The 17,715-nt window shown below is 63.4% G+C and carries 19 protein-coding genes; 18 read left to right on the plus strand and 1 reads right to left on the minus strand.

Translation table 11 applies throughout. From position 1 onward, the window contains the following. The first annotated feature begins 108 nt into the window (after positions 1 to 108). The 8 genes from fliL to flhB are packed head-to-tail and all read left to right on the plus strand — an operon-like array spanning position 109 to position 5,530. The gene (gene fliL / locus ACQKPE_RS09925) at positions 109 to 606 is read left to right on the plus strand and encodes a flagellar basal body-associated protein FliL (RefSeq protein ID WP_427665357.1); all 498 of its coding nucleotides are present in this window, start codon (positions 109 to 111) and stop codon (positions 604 to 606) included. A 10-nt stretch (positions 607 to 616) separates the two neighbouring features. Further along, positions 617 to 1,585: a flagellar motor switch protein FliM gene (gene fliM, locus ACQKPE_RS09930; protein ID WP_427665359.1), complete on the plus strand. Its 969-nt coding sequence runs from the start codon at positions 617 to 619 to the stop codon at positions 1,583 to 1,585. Positions 1,586 to 1,631: 46 nt separating this feature from the next. Next, positions 1,632 to 2,096 (plus strand): flagellar motor switch protein FliN, encoded by a 465-nt coding sequence (fliN, locus tag ACQKPE_RS09935; protein ID WP_427665360.1) that lies wholly within the window; start codon positions 1,632 to 1,634, stop codon positions 2,094 to 2,096. Continuing rightward, on the plus strand, positions 2,097 to 2,555 hold the full coding sequence (gene fliO / locus ACQKPE_RS09940) for a flagellar biosynthetic protein FliO (RefSeq protein WP_427665362.1): 459 nt from the start codon (positions 2,097 to 2,099) through the stop codon (positions 2,553 to 2,555). Further along, entirely contained in the window at positions 2,555 to 3,310 is a 756-nt protein-coding gene (gene fliP, locus ACQKPE_RS09945) for a flagellar type III secretion system pore protein FliP (RefSeq protein WP_427665364.1), read from the plus strand. Before fliO ends, fliP begins: the two co-directional genes overlap by 1 nt. A 21-nt stretch (positions 3,311 to 3,331) precedes the next feature. Further along, positions 3,332 to 3,601, plus strand: a complete 270-nt coding sequence (gene fliQ / locus ACQKPE_RS09950) for a flagellar biosynthesis protein FliQ (protein ID WP_427665366.1) — start codon at positions 3,332 to 3,334, stop codon at positions 3,599 to 3,601. Positions 3,602 to 3,608: 7 nt separating this feature from the next. Further along, positions 3,609 to 4,382, plus strand: coding sequence for a flagellar biosynthetic protein FliR (gene fliR / locus ACQKPE_RS09955; protein ID WP_427665367.1), 774 nt, complete (start codon positions 3,609 to 3,611; stop codon positions 4,380 to 4,382). A gap of 5 nt (positions 4,383 to 4,387) precedes the next feature. Beyond that, complete coding sequence (gene flhB, locus ACQKPE_RS09960) at positions 4,388 to 5,530, plus strand: flagellar biosynthesis protein FlhB (protein ID WP_427665369.1); 1,143 nt, start codon at positions 4,388 to 4,390, stop codon at positions 5,528 to 5,530. 16 nt (positions 5,531 to 5,546) lie between these two features. Here flhB and ACQKPE_RS09965 read toward each other — a convergent pair whose 3' ends face one another. Continuing rightward, positions 5,547 to 6,659, minus strand: coding sequence for an FAD-dependent monooxygenase (locus ACQKPE_RS09965; RefSeq protein WP_427665371.1), 1,113 nt, complete (start codon positions 6,657 to 6,659; stop codon positions 5,547 to 5,549). Between the two features lie 235 nt (positions 6,660 to 6,894). Between ACQKPE_RS09965 and flhA the strand changes: the two genes are divergently transcribed. The 10 genes from flhA to ACQKPE_RS10015 all read left to right on the plus strand — a co-directional run. Further along, positions 6,895 to 9,024 carry a flagellar biosynthesis protein FlhA gene (flhA, locus tag ACQKPE_RS09970; RefSeq protein ID WP_427665372.1) on the plus strand — a complete coding sequence of 710 codons (2,130 nt, stop codon included), beginning with the start codon at positions 6,895 to 6,897 and terminating at the stop codon, positions 9,022 to 9,024. 11 nt (positions 9,025 to 9,035) lie between these two features. Further along, on the plus strand, positions 9,036 to 10,349 hold the full coding sequence (gene flhF, locus ACQKPE_RS09975; protein WP_427665374.1) for a flagellar biosynthesis protein FlhF: 1,314 nt from the start codon (positions 9,036 to 9,038) through the stop codon (positions 10,347 to 10,349). A gap of 75 nt (positions 10,350 to 10,424) precedes the next feature. Next, positions 10,425 to 11,258: a flagellar synthesis regulator FleN gene (fleN, locus tag ACQKPE_RS09980; RefSeq protein WP_016393812.1), complete on the plus strand. Its 834-nt coding sequence runs from the start codon at positions 10,425 to 10,427 to the stop codon at positions 11,256 to 11,258. Next, a complete protein-coding gene (gene fliA / locus ACQKPE_RS09985) occupies positions 11,255 to 11,995 on the plus strand; it encodes an RNA polymerase sigma factor FliA (RefSeq protein ID WP_427665376.1) in 741 nt (246 codons plus the stop codon). Before fleN ends, fliA begins: the two co-directional genes overlap by 4 nt. A gap of 104 nt (positions 11,996 to 12,099) precedes the next feature. Further along, positions 12,100 to 12,474, plus strand: coding sequence for a chemotaxis response regulator CheY (locus ACQKPE_RS09990; protein ID WP_177182950.1), 375 nt, complete (start codon positions 12,100 to 12,102; stop codon positions 12,472 to 12,474). Between the two features lie 18 nt (positions 12,475 to 12,492). Then, positions 12,493 to 13,281 (plus strand): protein phosphatase CheZ, encoded by a 789-nt coding sequence (locus ACQKPE_RS09995; RefSeq protein ID WP_427665377.1) that lies wholly within the window; start codon positions 12,493 to 12,495, stop codon positions 13,279 to 13,281. A 12-nt stretch (positions 13,282 to 13,293) separates the two neighbouring features. Continuing rightward, entirely contained in the window at positions 13,294 to 15,516 is a 2,223-nt protein-coding gene (locus tag ACQKPE_RS10000) for a chemotaxis protein CheA (protein ID WP_427665379.1), read from the plus strand. Positions 15,517 to 15,561: 45 nt separating this feature from the next. Beyond that, positions 15,562 to 16,686 (plus strand): protein-glutamate methylesterase/protein-glutamine glutaminase, encoded by a 1,125-nt coding sequence (locus ACQKPE_RS10005; protein ID WP_427665381.1) that lies wholly within the window; start codon positions 15,562 to 15,564, stop codon positions 16,684 to 16,686. Next, positions 16,686 to 17,426 carry a flagellar motor protein gene (locus ACQKPE_RS10010; protein ID WP_427665383.1) on the plus strand — a complete coding sequence of 247 codons (741 nt, stop codon included), beginning with the start codon at positions 16,686 to 16,688 and terminating at the stop codon, positions 17,424 to 17,426. Before ACQKPE_RS10005 ends, ACQKPE_RS10010 begins: the two co-directional genes overlap by 1 nt. A gap of 3 nt (positions 17,427 to 17,429) precedes the next feature. Next, positions 17,430 to 17,715 (plus strand): flagellar motor protein MotB (locus tag ACQKPE_RS10015; RefSeq protein ID WP_427665384.1); only part of this gene is annotated, 286 nt, incomplete at its 3' end.

The raw sequence follows: 17,715 nt of genomic DNA on the forward strand, positions 1-17,715 counted from the left end.
GGGCGATACGTTCGAGCGCCGTCGCGCGCCTCCTGCAAAATCTGGCATAACACTTGCTCAAGCCACGTCATCCTTCTTGAAACCCCCGACGGACGACGGATTATTGGCATGGCGAAGAGCGAAGCAGTCAAAGACCCCGCCACTAAAGGCAAACTCAAGCTGATCCTGCTGGTGGTACTGGCCCTGCTGCTGGCCGTGGGCCTGTCGGTGGGCGCCACCTGGTTCATCATGAACAAGAGCGAGCCGGCCCCAGCGCCGGAGGCGGCCCAGACCAACGTCAAGGCCGCCGCGATCTACGAGCCACTCGCACCGGCCTTCGTGGTCAATTTCAACCAGAATGGCCGTCAGCGCTACATGCAGGTGAGCATCACCTTGCAAGGGCGTAATCAGGTCGACCTGGATGCCCTCAAGGTGCACATGCCGGTGATCCGCAACAACCTGGTGATGATGTTCTCCGGCCAAGGCTTTGACACCTTGTCCAGCAGTGCCGTGGGTCAGGAAATGCTGCGTCAGAAGGCCACCGCGGTGGTCCAGGAAGTGGCGCAGAAGGAAGTCGGCAAGCCGGTCATCGACCAGCTGCTGTTCACCAATTTCGTATTGCAGTAGGAGCACATAGATGGCCGTGCAAGACCTGCTGTCCCAGGATGAGATCGATGCCCTGTTGCATGGCGTCGACGATGGGCTGGTGCAGACCGAGAGCGCTGGTGAACCCGGTGGTGTCAAAAGCTACGATTTGACCAGCCAGGATCGGATCGTCCGTGGTCGTATGCCGACCCTGGAAATGATCAACGAGCGTTTCGCCCGCTACACCCGCATCAGCATGTTCAACCTGCTGCGCCGCTCTGCGGACGTGGCGGTGGGCGGCGTGCAGGTGATGAAGTTCGGCGAATACGTGCACTCGCTGTATGTGCCCACCAGCCTCAACCTGGTCAAGATCAAGCCGCTGCGCGGCACGGCGTTGTTCATCCTCGACGCCAAGCTGGTGTTCAAGCTGGTGGACAACTTCTTCGGCGGCGATGGCCGCCACGCCAAGATCGAAGGCCGGGAGTTCACCCCCACCGAGCTGCGCGTGGTGCGCATGGTGCTGGACCAGTGCTTCATCGACCTCAAGGAAGCCTGGCAGGCGATCATGCCGGTCAACTTCGAGTACATAAACTCCGAGGTCAACCCGGCCATGGCCAACATCGTCGGCCCCAGCGAGGCCGTGGTGGTATCGACTTTCCATATCGAGCTCGACGGCGGTGGCGGCGACCTGCACGTGACCATGCCGTACTCGATGATCGAGCCGGTGCGCGAGATGCTCGACGCCGGTTTCCAGTCCGACCTGGACGACCAGGACGAGCGTTGGGTCAAGGCCCTGCGCGAAGACGTGCTGGATGTCAGCGTACCGGTTTCGGCCACCGTCGCCCGTCGCCAGCTCAAGCTGCGCGACATCCTGCACATGCAGCCCGGCGATGTGATCCCGGTGGAGTTGCCGGACCACCTGGTGCTGCGCGCCAACGGCGTGCCGTCGTTCAAGGCGCGGCTGGGCTCGCACAAGGGCACCCTGTCGCTGCAGATCATCGACCCGATCGACCGCCGCTGACGGCGTGTCGTTCGCAACCCCGTATTGAATGTTTGTCGAGGAAATCATGGCTAACGAAAACGAGATCACTTCTTCGGAAGACCAGGCGCTGGCCGACGAGTGGGCCGCAGCCCTGGAAGAAACCGGCGATGCCGGCCAATCCGACATCGACGCACTGCTGGCCGCCGATGCCAAGGCCTCCGGCGCCGGGCGCCTGCCGATGGAGGAGTTCGCCAGCTCGCCGCGCTCGAACGAGAACGTCTCCCTCGAAGGCCCGAACCTGGACGTGATCCTGGATATCCCGGTGAGCATTTCCATGGAAGTGGGCAGCACCGAGATCAACATCCGCAACCTGCTGCAATTGAACCAGGGCTCGGTGATCGAGCTCGATCGCCTGGCGGGTGAGCCGCTGGACGTACTGGTCAACGGCACCTTGATCGCCCATGGCGAAGTGGTAGTGGTCAACGAGAAGTTCGGCATCCGCCTGACCGACGTGATCAGCCCCAGCGAACGTATCAAGAAGCTGCGCTGAATGAAGCGCTTGATGCGGGCCGTGACGGCCGTGGGCGCCTTGCTGGCCAGCGAAGTGGCGATGGCCGCCGCCGAGCCGGGTGCAAAGGTTGCGACCACGGCAAGCAGCACGCCGGGTGGGTTGGGTGGGCAACTGGCACAGATGCTCTTCGGCCTGCTGCTGGTGGTTGGCCTGATCTTCGGCCTGGCCTGGCTGCTGCGGCGCATGCAGGTGGCTTCGCCGCGCGGCGGCCAGGTGATCGAGATCGTCGGCAGCCGTGCCATCGGCCCGCGTGACCGGTTGCTGCTGGTGCAGGTGGGCAAGGAGCAGATCCTGATTGGCCACAGCCCAGGCAATATCGAAGCCTTGCACGTGTTGGCGGAGCCTGTGCCAATGCCCGCCAATGCGCGCCCGGCGGCGCCGGAATTCGCCCAGCGGCTGCTCGAGCTGATGGGCAAGGACCAGAAGGACAAGACGTGATGATCGGCGCGCCGCGCATATTGTTGACCCTGGCGCTGCTGATGCTGGCGCCGCTGGCCCTGGCCGCCGACCCGTTGTCGATCCCGGCCATCACCTTGTCCAGCGGGGCGGACGGCCAGCAGGAATACTCGGTCAGCTTGCAGATCCTGCTGATCATGACGGCGCTGAGCTTCATCCCGGCGTTCGTCATCCTGATGACCAGCTTCACCCGCATCATCATTGTCTTCTCCATCCTGCGCCAGGCCCTGGGCTTGCAGCAGACACCCTCGAACCAGTTGCTCACCGGCATGGCGCTGTTTCTCACCCTGTTCATCATGGCGCCGGTGTTCGACCGGGTGAACCGCGATGCCCTGCAGCCCTACCTGAACGAGCAGATGACTGCCCAGCAGGCCATCGACAGGGCCCAGGGACCTTTGAAGGACTTCATGCTGGCGCAAACCCGGCAAAGCGACCTGGACCTGTTCATGCGCCTGTCCAAGCGCACCGACATCGCAGGGCCCGACCAGGTGCCGCTGACCATCCTGGTGCCGGCGTTCGTCACCTCCGAGCTGAAGACGGCCTTCCAGATCGGCTTCATGATCTTCATCCCGTTCCTGATCATCGACATGGTGGTCGCCAGTGTGCTGATGGCCATGGGTATGATGATGCTGTCGCCGCTGATCATCTCGCTGCCGTTCAAGATCATGCTGTTCGTGCTGGTCGACGGCTGGGCGCTGATCATGGGTACCCTCGCCAGTAGTTTCGGCGGCGTCTGACGCCCTCAAGGAGAGTTGCCCATGAGCCCCGAAGTTGCCGTCGACCTGTTTCGCGAAGCCCTGTGGCTGACCGCGCTGATGGTTGCAGTGCTGGTGGTGCCGAGCCTGTTGGTGGGCCTGGTGGTGGCGATTTTCCAGGCCGCCACGCAGATCAACGAACAGACCCTGAGCTTCCTGCCGCGCCTGTTGGTGATGCTGGTGACCTTGATCTTCGCCGGGCCCTGGCTGGTGCAGAAGTTCATGGAGTACTTCACCGGCCTGTACACCAGCATTCCGCAGTTGATCGGGTGAGGCCGCCATGCTGGAGCTGAGCGCTGCGCAGATCGGCACCTGGGTCGCCACGTTCATGCTGCCGCTGTTTCGTGTGACGGCGGTGCTGATGACCATGCCGATCTTCGGTACGCGCATGTTGCCGACACGCATTTGCCTCTACGTGTCGGTGGCCATCACCGTGGTGATCGTGCCGAGCCTGCCGCCGATCCCTGAATTCGAGCCCTTGAGCCTGCGTGGCTTGTTGTTGTGTGCCGAGCAGATCATCGTCGGTGCGTTGTTCGGGTTCTCGTTGCAGATGCTGTTCCAGGCCTTCGTCGTCGCCGGCCAGATCATTGCGGTGCAGATGGGTATGGCGATCGCCTCGATGATCGACCCGGCCAACGGCGTCAACGTGGCGGTGGTGGGGCAGTTCATGACCATGCTGGTGAGCGTGCTGTTCCTGCTGATGAATGGCCACCTGGTGGTGTTCGAAGTGCTTACCGAGAGTTTCACCACGCTGCCGATCGGCAATGCCCTGGTGGTCACGCATTTCTGGGAAATCGCCGGGCGCCTGGGGTGGGTGCTGGGCGCCGGCCTGCTGTTGATCCTGCCGGTGATCGCGGCGCTGCTGGTGGTCAACATCGCCTTCGGCGTGATGACCCGCGCGGCGCCGCAGTTGAACATCTTCTCCATTGGCTTTCCGCTGACCGTAGTGCTGGGGCTTGGCATCTTCTGGGTCGGGCTGGCGGACATTCTTTCGCACTACCAACTGCTGGCCAGCGAAGCGCTGCAGTGGTTGCGTGAACTGGCACGGGCCTAGCGAGCATGGCAGAGAGCGAGAGCGGTCAGGACAAGACAGAGGAACCCACCGACAAGCGCAAGCGCGACGCGCGCGAAAAAGGTGAGGTGGCGCGTTCCAAGGAGCTCAACACCTTCGCGGTGACCTTGGGTGGAGCGGCTGGCCTGCTGATTTTCGGTGGTTTCATGGCCGAGACGATGATGGACCTGATGCGCATGAGCTTCTCGCTAACGCGTGAGATGGTGCTCAATCAGGACGCCATGGGCGCGCTCTTGCTGACCTCGGGCAAAATGGCCATCTGGGCGAGCCAGCCCGTATTGATTTTGTTGTTCGTGTTGTCGCTGATCGCCCCGATCGCCCTGGGCGGTTTCCTGTTCTCGGGCTCGCTGTTGCAACCGAAGTTCAGCCGCATGAACCCCTTGGCGGGGATCAAGCGGATGTTTTCGCTGCATTCGCTGACCGAACTGCTCAAGGCCGTCGCCAAGTTCTTCCTGGTGCTGATCGTGGCGGTCGTGGTGCTGGCCCACGACCGCGAGGCGTTGCTGGCGATCGCCAACGAGCCGATGGAGATGGCGATCATTCACAGCATCCAGGTGGTCGGCTGGAGCACCTTGTGGATGGCGGCGAGCCTGTTGTTGATCGCAGCCGTGGATGTGCCGTTCCAGATGTGGCAGGCGCACAACAAGCTGAAGATGACCAAGCAGGAAGTGCTCGACGAGTACAAGAACACCGAGGGCAAGCCTGAGGTCAAGCAGCGCATCCGCCAGGTGCAGCGCGAGATGTCACAGCGACGGATGATGGCTGCGGTCCCGGAAGCCGACGTCATCATCACCAACCCGACCCACTACGCCGTCGCCCTCAAGTACGACCCGGAGAAGGGCGGGGCGGCGCCGCTGCTGCTGGCCAAGGGCACCGATTTTGTGGCGCTGAAAATCCGCGAGATCGGCGTGGAGCACAAGGTGCAGATCCTCGAGTCGCCCGCACTGGCGCGGGCGATCTACTACTCCACCGAGCTTGAGAGCGAGATCCCGGCGGGGCTGTACCTGGCGGTGGCGCAGGTGCTGGCGTACGTGTTCCAGATCCGCCAGTACCGCGCCGGCAAGGGCAAGGCGCCTGACCCGCTCAAGTCGGACCTGCCGATTCCGCCGGATCTGCAGCGCGATAGTTGAACCTCGCGCCTGTTGATCACGCCCTGTTTTTCAGCGGCTCGTACGTCGAGGCGTAGCGTTTCGGCCCTACGATGGGCAAGACCAGCGAACGAAGCCATTGCGGCAGCTTGGCGGCGCGCGACATGCCGTCGGTGGCGGCCTGTACATGGGCGGCGCGAGGTTTGCGCCGCGCCTCGTATTTGTTAATGGCCTCGATCCAGTCCGAGGTGTCGGACAGCTCTTGCGCCAGCACCAGGGCGTCCTCCAGGCCGAGCGCCGCGCCCTGTGCCCAGACCGGCGCCATGGCATGGGCCGAGTCGCCGGCCAGCACGATACGACCGCGAGACCAATCGCCTGTACGAACGTCGAGCAGCGGCGAATGGTAGAGGCGTGAAGGCTCTGCCAGCGCTGCGCCGATCGCTTGGCGAACCACGCTCGGGAAGTTGGCGAAGGCGTTTTCCAGGACCGCCGGAGCGTCCCCGTTCGAGGGCTGCTCGGTCATGGCCCAGCCGTAGGCTTGGCCTTGGTTCACCGGCATCAAGAGGATCACCGTGCCGCCAGAGGCAAACACGGTCCAGCAGTCCACGCCTGGGTTGGGCACCATGAAGCGCCAGCTCGCACTGCCAATCAGCGAGGGTTTGCGTTGCTCGCCCAGCCCCATGGCCTCGCGCGTCAGCGAGTGAACACCGTCCGCGCCGATCAGCAGTTCGGCGTTGAGTGTGTGGCCGTTTTCCAGGGTTGCGGTGACTGTCCGCTGGTCTTGTTCCAGTCGGGCGATGCCGCTGCCGCGCAGTATCGAGGTTTCCTCGAGGCCGCTGCCGAGCATGCGCAGCAAGTCCCCTCGCAGCATCGCATGCGGTCGCATGGACTCGCCCCAGAACGCGTCCTCGTCAACCTGGAACAGCAGGCGCCCCGAGGCTGTGCGGTACTCACGTCGGCGTACAGGCATGCCAAGCCGGGTCACATCCTCGGCGAGGCCCAGGCGATCAAGCGCCGCGATAGCGTTGCCCGGCAGGTTGATTGCCAGGCCGTCGTCCGCAGCCACGGTGCGTTTCTCGACCACGACTGCGTCAATGCCTTTCGCGCTGAGCGCGCGGGCCATTGCCGTTCCGGTAATGCCCGCACCTACGATGATGACTCGGTGATCCATAGTGTCCTTTCCAAACAGCCGTGAGGTTGAAGTCATTGATTCGCCGCCAGGGTAGTCTCGATCAGATCAGGGAGCGAGGCTAATGTTCCGGCTCCTGGCATCATTGCGATGCAACCCGCGATCTTGAGCCATTCACCGCCCGTGATCCTACTACCTGCAAAAGTTGGAAAGCTTCTTGCAAAGCCACGCCCAAGCGCCGTCCAGGCGTCAAAGTTTTGCTTGAAGAGGAATCGCGGTGGATCGCTCCCAGTTAATCAGCAATGCCCGCAACAACATGGCAGGCCTCGGTCGAGGCAACCTGGGCGTGCCGCTGTTGCTGCTGGTCATGCTGGCAATGATGATGTTGCCGATCCCGCCGTTCCTGCTGGACGTGTTCTTCACCTTCAACATCGCCCTGTCGATCGTGGTCCTGCTGGTCTGCGTGTATGCCCTGCGCCCGCTGGACTTCGCCGCCTTCCCCACCATCCTGCTGGTCGCGACCCTGCTGCGCCTGGCGCTGAACGTGGCCTCCACCCGCGTGGTGCTGCTGCACGGCCAGGACGGCCATGATGCCGCGGGCAAGGTGATCCAGGCCTTCGGCGAGGTGGTGATCGGCGGTAACTACGTGGTCGGTGCGGTGGTGTTCGCCATCCTCATGATCATCAACTTCGTGGTGGTCACCAAGGGTGCCGGGCGTATCTCCGAGGTGAGCGCGCGCTTCACCCTCGACGCCATGCCGGGCAAGCAGATGGCCATCGACGCCGACCTCAACGCCGGCCTGATCGATCAGGCCCAGGCCAAGGCGCGCCGCGCCGAGGTGGCCCAGGAGGCCGAGTTCTACGGTTCGATGGACGGTGCCAGCAAATTCGTGCGCGGTGACGCCATCGCCGGCCTGCTGATCCTGTTCATCAACCTCATCGGCGGCATGCTCATCGGTATGCTGCAGCACGGCATGACCTTCAGCGAAGCCGGCAAGATCTACGCCCTGCTGACCATCGGTGACGGTTTGGTGGCGCAGCTGCCTTCGCTGCTGCTGTCCACTGCGGCCGCCATCATGGTCACCCGTGCCTCGGGCTCCGAGGACATGGGCAAGCTGATCAACCGGCAGATGTTCGATTCGCCCAAGGCCCTGGCAGTGTCCGCCGCGCTGATGATCATCATGGGCTTGGTACCCGGCATGCCACACGTGGCCTTCATCAGCCTGGGCGTGTTGGCTGGCGGTGGTGCGTACCTGGTGTGGAAGAAACAACAGAAGGCCAAGGTCGTGGCCCAGCAGGAAGCCCAGCGCCAGCAGGATTTGCTGCCCTCGCCGCAACGCGCCATGGAAACCAAGGAGCTGGGCTGGGACGACGTGACGCCGATCGACACCATTGGCCTGGAAGTCGGCTACCGGCTGATTCCCCTGGTAGACCGCAACCAGGGCGGCCAGTTGCTGGCGCGGATCAAGGGGGTGCGCAAGAAGCTGTCCCAGGACCTGGGCTTTCTCATGCCCACCGTGCACATTCGCGACAACCTCGACCTGCAACCCAGTGCCTACCGCCTGACGCTGATGGGGGTGATCCTGGCCGAGGCCGAGATCTACCCGGACCGCGAACTTGCGATCAACCCCGGGCAGGTGTTCGGCAGCCTCAACGGTATCGCCGCGCGCGACCCGGCATTCGGCCTGGAAGCGGTGTGGATCGACATCGCTCAGCGCGCCCAGGCGCAGTCGCTGGGCTACACCGTGGTGGACGCCAGTACCGTGGTTGCCACCCACCTCAACCAGATCCTGCAGAAGCATTGCCACGAGCTGATCGGCCACGAGGAAGTGCAGCAACTGCTGCAAGTGCTGGCCAAGGCGTCGCCCAAGCTCGCCGAGGAGCTGGTGCCGGGTGTCATTTCCTTGTCGGGCTTGCTCAAGGTCCTTCAGGCGTTGCTTGCCGAGCAAGTGCCGGTGCGCGATATTCGTAGCATTGCCGAGGCCATCGCGAACAACGCCGCCAAGAGTCAAGATACCGCCGCGCTGGTGGCGTCGGTGCGCGTCGGATTGTGTCGCGCCATCGTGCAAAGCATTGTCGGCACTGAGTCGGAGCTGCCTGTGATCACCTTGGAGCCAAGGTTGGAACAGATCTTGCTCAATAGTTTGCAACGGGCCGGGCAGGGCCAGGAAGACGGTGTTCTCCTGGAGCCGAGCATGGCCGAGAAGCTGCAGCGTTCACTGATCGAAGCGGCGCAGCGCCAGGAGATGCAAGGTCAACCTGCCATCCTTCTGGTGGCTGGCCCGATCCGCGCCATGCTGTCGCGCTTCGGCCGTCTTGCCGTACCGAACCTGCATGTCCTTGCGTATCAGGAAATACCGGACAACAAGCAAGTCACCATCGTTGCCACCGTGGGCCCTAATGGCTGAGGTAGTGGGTTATGCAAGTTAAGCGTTTTTTCGCCGCCGACATGCGTCAGGCCATGAAACTGGTCCGCGATGAGCTGGGCGCTGATGCCGCTATCATTGGCAACCGGCGTATCGCCGGTGGCGTCGAACTGACCGCCGCGCTGGACTACAAGCTGTCCGCGCTGGCCCCGCGCGTGCCCAATGCCGAACTCGAGGACGAGCTGCGCAAGACGCAGTCGCGTATCGCCACCGCCCAGGCGGAGCTCGGCAGCCGCAAAGAGACTGAGGAAGGTAACCGCCAGCTGTTTGCCGGCCTTTCGCTGACCGCCTCGGAACCGCTGATCGAACCTCATGTGGAACTGCCGCCAGCAGCCGTCAAGGCGCCGACGCCCGCGCCGGTCGACCCGCGTCTGTTCGACGCCATGCGCTCGGAACTCTCTGGCCTGCGCGAGCTGCTCGAAGTGCAGCTCGGCTCGCTGGCCTGGAGCCAGCTGCAAGGCAACCAGCCGCAACAGGCCAACCTGTGGCGCCGCCTGCAACGTATTGGCTTGTCCGGGCCCATCGCCCGTGAGCTGCTCGACATGACCGGTGGCATCGAAGAGCCGCGTCAAGCCTGGCGTATGCTCCTGGCGCACCTGGCGCGCATGATCCACGTACCCGAGGTGGAGCCGATCGAGGAGGGCGGGGTGATCGCCATGGTCGGCCCGGCCGGCATGGGCAAGACCACCACCCTGGCCAAGCTGGCGGCGCGCTACGTGCTCAAGTACGGCGCGCAGAATATTGCCCTGGTCAGCATGGACAGCTTCCGCATCGGCGCCCAGGAGCAGCTCAAGACCCTGGGGCGGATCCTCAACGTTCCGGTGACCTACGTCGACCCGGGCGAGTCCCTGGGCCAAGCCCTGGAGCCGTTGCTGCGCAAGCGCGTGGTGCTGATCGATACCGCTGGCCTGCAAGCCAGCGACCCGGCCCTGCGCATGCAGCTGGAGAGCCTCGCCAGCCGTGGCATCGCCGCCAAGAACTACCTGGTACTGGCCACCACCAGCCAGAAGCAGGTGCTCACCGCCGCCTACCACAGCTACAAACGCTGCGGGCTGGCCGGTTGCATCCTGACCAAACTCGACGAAACGGGCAGCCTCGGCGAAGTGCTGAGCCTGGCCATCAGTCATCAACTGCCGGTTGCCTACCTGACCGATGGACCACGCATCCCTGACGACCTGCAGCTGCCGCGCAAGCACCAGCTGGTAAGCCGGGCAGTGAGCGTGCAGTTGCAGGAAGACCCCAGCGAAGAAGCCATGGCCGACATGTTCGCTGACCTCTATCACAACCCCGGCAAGCGTGCGGGTTGAACATGAGTGCTGCAAGGAACCGAGCGAGACCCTTCAAGTGGACCGGATCCACGCGAAACAAGGTAAAGAACAGAAATGGGTAGCATGCATCCCGTACAGGTGATCGCCGTGACCGGTGGCAAAGGTGGCGTCGGCAAGACCAACGTTTCAGTGAACCTGTCCCTGGCACTGGCCGAACTCGGCCGCCGGGTCATGTTGCTGGATGCCGACCTGGGCCTGGCCAACGTCGACGTGCTGCTGGGCCTGACGCCCAAGCGAACCCTGGCCGATGTCATCGAGGGCCGTTGCGAGCTGCGCGATGTCCTCCTGCAAGGCCCGGGCGGGGTGCGTATCGTGCCGGCGGCATCGGGTACCCAGAGCATGGTGCACCTGGCGCCAGCCCAGCATGCCGGGCTGATCCAGGCGTTCAGCGAGATCGGCGACAACCTCGACGTGCTGGTGATCGACACCGCTGCGGGTATTGGTGACTCGGTGGTCAGTTTTGTCCGCGCCGCGCAGGAAGTGCTGCTGGTGGTGTGCGACGAGCCCACCTCGATCACCGATGCCTATGCCCTGATCAAGCTGCTCAACCGCGACTACGGCATGAATCGTTTCCGTGTGCTGGCCAACATGGCGCAGAGCCCCCAGGAGGGGCGCAACCTGTTCGCCAAGCTGACCAAGGTCACCGACCGCTTCCTCGACGTCGCCCTGCAATACGTGGGCGCGGTGCCCTACGACGAGTGCGTGCGCAAGGCGGTGCAGAAGCAGCGTGCGGTGTACGAAGCCTTCCCGCGTTCCAAGTGCGCCTTGGCGTTCAAGGCCATCGCGCAGAAGGTCGACAGCTGGCCGCTGCCAGCCAACCCGCGCGGCCACCTGGAATTCTTCGTCGAGCGCCTGGTGCAGCCCACCAGCGCAGGGCCGGTACTATGAGTGCGAGCGGTTTCAAGATGTACAGCAAGGCATCCAAGGATGCCCAGTACGAGCTGATCGAGCGCTATGCGCCGCTGGTCAAGCGTATCGCCTACCACCTGCTGGCGCGCCTGCCGGCCAACGTGCAGGTCGAGGACCTGATCCAGGCCGGCATGATCGGCCTGCTGGAAGTGGCCAACAAATACGACGCCAGCAAGGGCGCAAGTTTCGAGACCTATGCCGGTATTCGCATCCGCGGTGCGATGCTCGACGAGGTGCGCAAGGGTGACTGGGCGCCGCGTTCGGTGCATCGAAACACGCGCATGGTCAGTGACGCGATGCGCAGTGTTGAGGCCAGAACCGGTCGTGACGCTAAAGATCACGAGGTTGCTGCCGAACTCCAATTGAGTCTCGATGATTACTACGGGATTTTGAACGATACCTTGGGCAGCCGCCTGTTCAGTTTCGACGACCTGTTGCAGGACGGCGAACACGAGGGGCTGCACGAGGACGGTGCCAGCGGCCAGCTGGAACCTTCGCGTGATCTGGAAGACGAGCGCTTCCAGTCGGCCCTGGCAGAGGCGATCGCCAACCTGCCGGAGCGCGAGCGCCTGGTACTGGCGCTGTACTACGACGAGGAACTGAACCTCAAGGAAATCGGTGAGGTGCTGGGGGTTAGTGAATCGCGGGTCAGCCAGTTGCACAGCCAGTGCGCGGCACGCCTGCGCAGCCGCCTTGGGGAATGGCGGGCGCGTTGAGTGAAGGTTTCTTTGCGGTCGTTGCAGGTTGTACCGAATTGATTGAGCGCGCGCTCGGCGCCGAGCGCGTTAAAGACTGCTTGGAGGTCTAATTGAACAAAGATATGAAAATCCTCATCGTTGACGACTTTTCGACGATGCGGCGGATCATCAAGAACCTGTTGCGTGACCTGGGCTTCACCAACGTCAAAGAGGCCGATGATGGCAACACGGCGCTGCCGATGCTCAACAGCGAGCCCTTCGACTTCCTCGTGACCGACTGGAACATGCCTGGCATGACCGGCATCGACCTGCTGCGTGCGGTGCGTGCCGACGAGCGCCTCAAGCACCTGCCGGTGCTGATGGTGACCGCCGAGGCCAAGCGTGAGCAGATCATCGAAGCCGCCCAGGCCGGCGTCAACGGTTACGTGGTCAAGCCGTTCACTGCGCTGGCGTTGAAAGAAAAGATCGAGAAGATCTTCGAACGCGTCAACGGCTGAGTCACGTCAGGGGGCGCTATGGAATCCAAGAACGATTCTCTGGGGGAGTTCGAGTCGACCCTCAAGAAGCACGCCGAAGAACTGGTACAAAGCCTTGAGCGCGGCCAGTTCGGCGATGCGGTGCAGTTGATTCACCAGCTCAACCAGACCCGCGACCGTGGCCTGTACCAGGAAGTCGGCAAGCTCACCCGTGAGCTGCACAGTGCCATCGTCAACTTCCAGATCGACCCGCACATGCCGCAGGCCGAGGAGGTGTCGCAGATCACCGACGCTACCGAACGCTTGTCGTATGTGGTGCGGCTGACCGAGAACGCGGCCAACCGCACCATGGACCTGGTCGAGCAGAGCACCCCGGTGCTCAACGACCTGGCGAGCGAGGCCCAGGCCCTGTCGGCCGACTGGCAGCGTTTCATGCGCCGGGAAGTGGCGGCGCCAGAGTTCCGCGAGCTGGCCAAGCGCGTTGACGGTTTCCTGGCGCGTAGCGCCGAGGGCAACCGCGATGTCGCCAGCCATCTCAACGATATCTTGCTGGCTCAGGACTATCAGGACCTGACCGGCCAGGTCATCAAGCGCGTCACTGCGCTGGTGACCGAAGTCGAAAAAAATCTGCTCAAGCTCGTGCTGATGGCCAGCCAGGTCGACCGCTTTGCCGGTATCGAACATGACCACCAGCAGCTGCGTGCTGAAAAAGATCAAGAAAAACATCCGACTCGGGGTGAAGGTCCGCAGATTCATGCCGATAAGCGTGAAGACGTCGTGTCCAGTCAGGACGATGTCGACGATCTGCTGTCCAGCCTGGGTTTTTAGGGAGCACGTTTAATGAGCTTCGGCGCCGATGAAGAAATCCTCCAGGATTTCCTGGTAGAAGCCGGCGAAATCCTTGAGCAACTGTCCGAGCAACTGGTCGAGCTGGAAAGCCGGCCTGATGATGCCGACCTGCTCAATGCGATCTTCCGCGGTTTTCACACTGTAAAAGGGGGCGCCGGCTTCCTCCAGCTCAATGAGCTGGTGGAGTGCTGCCATATCGCAGAGAACGTGTTCGACATCCTGCGCAAAGGGGAGCGCCGGGTCGATGCGGAACTGATGGATGTGGTGCTCGAGGCGCTGGACACGGTGAACAGCATGTTCGGCCAGGTCCGTGAGCGCAGCGACATTACCCCGGCCACGCCCGAGCTGCTGGCGGCGCTGTCGCGCCTGGCCGAGCCCGCTGGCAATGACGCGCCGGTGGCGGCTGCAGAGCCGGTCGCAGCGGTGGCCGAGCCAGCCGCCGCTGATGCGGACATCACCGATACCGAATTCGAACAACTGCTCGACTCGCTCGACGCAGTCAAGGCCGAGGCCGCCCAGCAGTTGCAAGGCGAAGTCAGCAGTGGCGGGGGGGATGAAATCACCGACGCCGAGTTCGAGTCGCTGCTCGACCAACTGCACGGCAAGGGCCAGTTCTCTGCCGAGGTCGCCGCTGCCCAGCCTGAGGTCAGCGTTGCCGCACCGGCGGGTGACGAAATCACCGATGCCGAGTTCGAGGCGCTGCTTGACCAGTTGCATGGCAAGGGCACCTTCGCCGCCGACGCGCTGCCAGGCGTCGCCGCTGCGGCCAGTGCGGCGGCACCGGCTGGCGCTGCGGGCGATCACATCAGCGAGCATGAGTTCGAAGCGCTGCTCGACCAATTGCATGGCAAGGGCAAGTTTTCCAGCGATGCGGCCGTCGCCGAGGCGCCGGCTGCTGCGGCAGCGGTTGCTAGCGCACCTGCGGCCAAGGCCGAGGCCAAGCCGGCCCCAGCACCGACGCCGGCACCTGCTGCCGCCAAGCCTGCTGCCCCTGCACCGGCCCGCGCACCAGCGGCTGCGCCGGAAAAGCATGGCGCCAGCGAGGCAGAGACCACCGTGCGCGTCGACACCGCACGCCTGGACGAAATCATGAACATGGTCGGCGAGCTGGTGCTGGTGCGTAACCGTCTGGTGCGCCTGGGCCTCAATAGCGGCGACGAGGCCATGTCCAAGGCTGTGTCCAACCTCGACGTGGTCACCGCTGACTTGCAAACCGCGGTGATGAAAACCCGCATGCAGCCGATCAAGAAGGTCTTCGGCCGCTTCCCCCGCCTGGTTCGCGACTTGGCTCGCCAGCTCAAGAAAGAGATCAACCTGGAGCTGGTCGGCGAAGAAACCGACCTGGACAAGAACCTGGTCGAGGCCCTGGCCGACCCGCTGGTGCACTTGGTGCGCAACGCCGTCGACCACGGCGTCGAGACCCCCGAGGAACGCGAAGCGTCCGGCAAGGCGCGTACCGGCCGGGTGGTGCTTTCGGCCGAGCAGGAAGGCGACCATATCCTGTTGTCGATTTCCGATGACGGCAAGGGCATGGACCCGAACATCCTGCGGGCCAAGGCCGTGGAGAAGGGCCTGATGGACAAGGATGCCGCCGACCGCTTGAGCGAGTCGGACTGCTACAACCTGATCTTCGCCCCGGGCTTCTCGACCAAGACCGAAATTTCCGATGTGTCCGGCCGCGGCGTGGGCATGGACGTGGTGAAAACCAAGATCTCCCAGCTCAACGGCTCGATCAACATCTTCTCGGCCAAGGGCCAGGGCTCGAAGATCGTCATCAAGGTGCCGCTGACCCTGGCGATCATGCCGACCCTGATGGTCATGCTGGCCAACCAGGCGTTCGCCTTCCCGCTGGTCAACGTCAACGAGATCTTCCACCTCGACCTGTCGCGTACCAACGTGGTCGACGGCCAGGAAGTGGTGATCGTGCGTGACAAGGCGCTGCCGCTGTTCTACCTCAAGCGCTGGCTGGTCCAGGACCAGGCGCACGAGGAGCAGCGCGAAGGGCATGTGGTGATCCTCTCCGTAGGCACCCAGCGCATCGGCTTCGTGGTCGACCAGCTGGTGGGCCAGGAAGAGGTAGTGATCAAACCCTTGGGCAAGATGCTCCAGGGCACGCCGGGCATGTCGGGAGCCACCATCACTGGTGACGGCCGCATCGCGCTGATCCTCGATGTACCGAGCATGCTCAAGCGTTACGCCGCCCGGCGTATTTGATTTCGGCGGCGCGACCTGGTGGTTGCGCCGTCTAATGGAGTGTTTATGGCAGTCAAGGTCCTGGTGGTGGATGATTCCGGTTTCTTCCGCCGCCGTGTCTCGGAAATCCTCTCGGCGGACCCGACCATCCAGGTGGTCGGCACCGCCACCAATGGCAAGGAAGCGATCGACCAGGCACTGGCGCTCAAGCCCGATGTCATCACCATGGACTACGAGATGCCGATGATGGATGGCATCACCGCGGTGCGGCACATCATGCAGCGCTGTCCGACACCGGTGTTGATGTTTTCCTCGCTGACCCACGAAGGCGCGCGCGTCACCCTCGACGCGCTGGATGCTGGTGCGGTCGACTACCTGCCGAAGAACTTCGAAGACATCTCGCGCAACCCGGACAAGGTCAAGCAGATGCTGTGCGAGAAAGTGCATAGCATTTCGCGCAGCAACCGCCGTTTCAGTGGCTACAGCAGTCAAAGCCATGCCCCGGCACCTGCGCCGAGCGCCAGCGCCGCCCTGGCCAGCAGCCTGGCGAGCCAGTCGGCGACGCGTCAGGCGGCACCGGCGCGCAGCGCAGCGGCCCCGGCCAGCCATTCGCCGGCGCCCAAGCGCAAGCCCTACAAGCTGGTGGCGATCGGCACCTCCACCGGTGGACCGGTGGCCTTGCAGCGCGTACTGACCCAGCTGCCAGCCAACTTCCCGGCGCCGATCGTGCTGATCCAGCACATGCCTGCGGCGTTCACCAAGGCCTTCGCCGAGCGCCTCGACAAGCTGTGCAAGATCAGCGTCAAGGAAGCCGAGGATGGCGATGTGTTGCGCCCGGGCCTCGCGCTGCTGGCGCCAGGGGGCAAGCAGATGATGGTCGACGGCCGTGGCACGGTGAAGATCCTGCCGGGCGACGAGCGCCTGAACTACAAGCCGTGCGTGGATATCACCTTTGGTTCGGCAGCCAAATCCTATGGCGACAAGGTGCTCTCGGTGGTACTCACCGGCATGGGCGCCGACGGTCGCGAGGGGGCACGCCTGCTCAAGCAGGGCGGCAGCACCGTGTGGGCCCAGGATGAAGCCAGCTGCGTGATCTACGGCATGCCCATGGCGATCGTGAAGGCCAACCTGGCCGACGCGGTGTACAGCCTGGATGAAATTGGCAAACACCTGGTCGAGGCCTGTGTCTGATGGATGTATTGAGCCTGATAGGCCTGATTCTGGCGTTCGTTGCCATTGTCGGCGGTAATTTCCTCGAAGGCGGCCATGCCGGTGCGCTGATCAATGGCCCGGCGGCGTTGATCGTGATCGGTGGCACCCTGGCGGCAGCGTTGTTGCAGTCACCGCTGTCGGCGTTCAAGCGTGCGTTGCAGATATTGCGCTGGATCTTCTTCCCGCCACGGGTCGACCTGCCCGGCGGCATCGACCGGGTAGTCAACTGGAGCCTCACCGCCCGCAAGGAAGGCCTGCTGGGCCTGGAAGGCGTGGCCGATGCCGAGCCCGACCCCTATGCGCGCAAGGGCCTGCAACTGCTGGTGGACGGCGCCGAGCCGGAGTCGATCCGCAGCATCCTGGAAGTGGATTTCCTGACCCAGGAAAGCCGCGATATCCAGGCCGCCAAGGTGTACGAGTGCATGGGCGGCTACGCGCCGACCATCGGCATCATCGGTGCGGTGATGGGCCTGATCCACGTCATGGGCAACCTGGGCGACCCTTCGCAGCTGGGTACCGGCATCGCCGTGGCGTTCGTCGCCACCATCTATGGCGTGGCCAGTGCCAACCTGATCCTGCTGCCGGTAGCCAACAAGCTCAAGGCCATTGTCATGCGCCAGTCGCGTTACCGTGAAATGCTCCTCGAAGGCCTGTTGTCGATCGCCGAAGGCGAGAACCCCCGCTCGATCGAACTGAAGCTGCAAGGCTTCATGGAGTAAGCCATGCGCCGTCGTCGTCATGTCGAGGAACACGAAAACCACGAGCGCTGGCTGGTGTCGTACGCCGACTTCATCACCTTGCTGTTCGCTTTCTTCGTGGTAATGTACTCGATTTCCTCGATCAACGAGGGCAAGTACAAGGTCATTTCCCAGGCGCTGATCGGGGTGTTCAACGACCCTGAGCGCAGCCTGAAGCCGATTCCCATCGGTGACGAGCGCCCGGTCACGGTCAAACCGGCCGAGCCGCTGGTCAAGGACAGCGAGCAGACCGACGCGGCCCTGGCGCAGA

The sequence above is a fragment of the Pseudomonas sp. NPDC089554 genome (assembly GCF_050280645.1).
In the GTDB taxonomy this organism is placed as follows: domain Bacteria; phylum Pseudomonadota; class Gammaproteobacteria; order Pseudomonadales; family Pseudomonadaceae; genus Aquipseudomonas.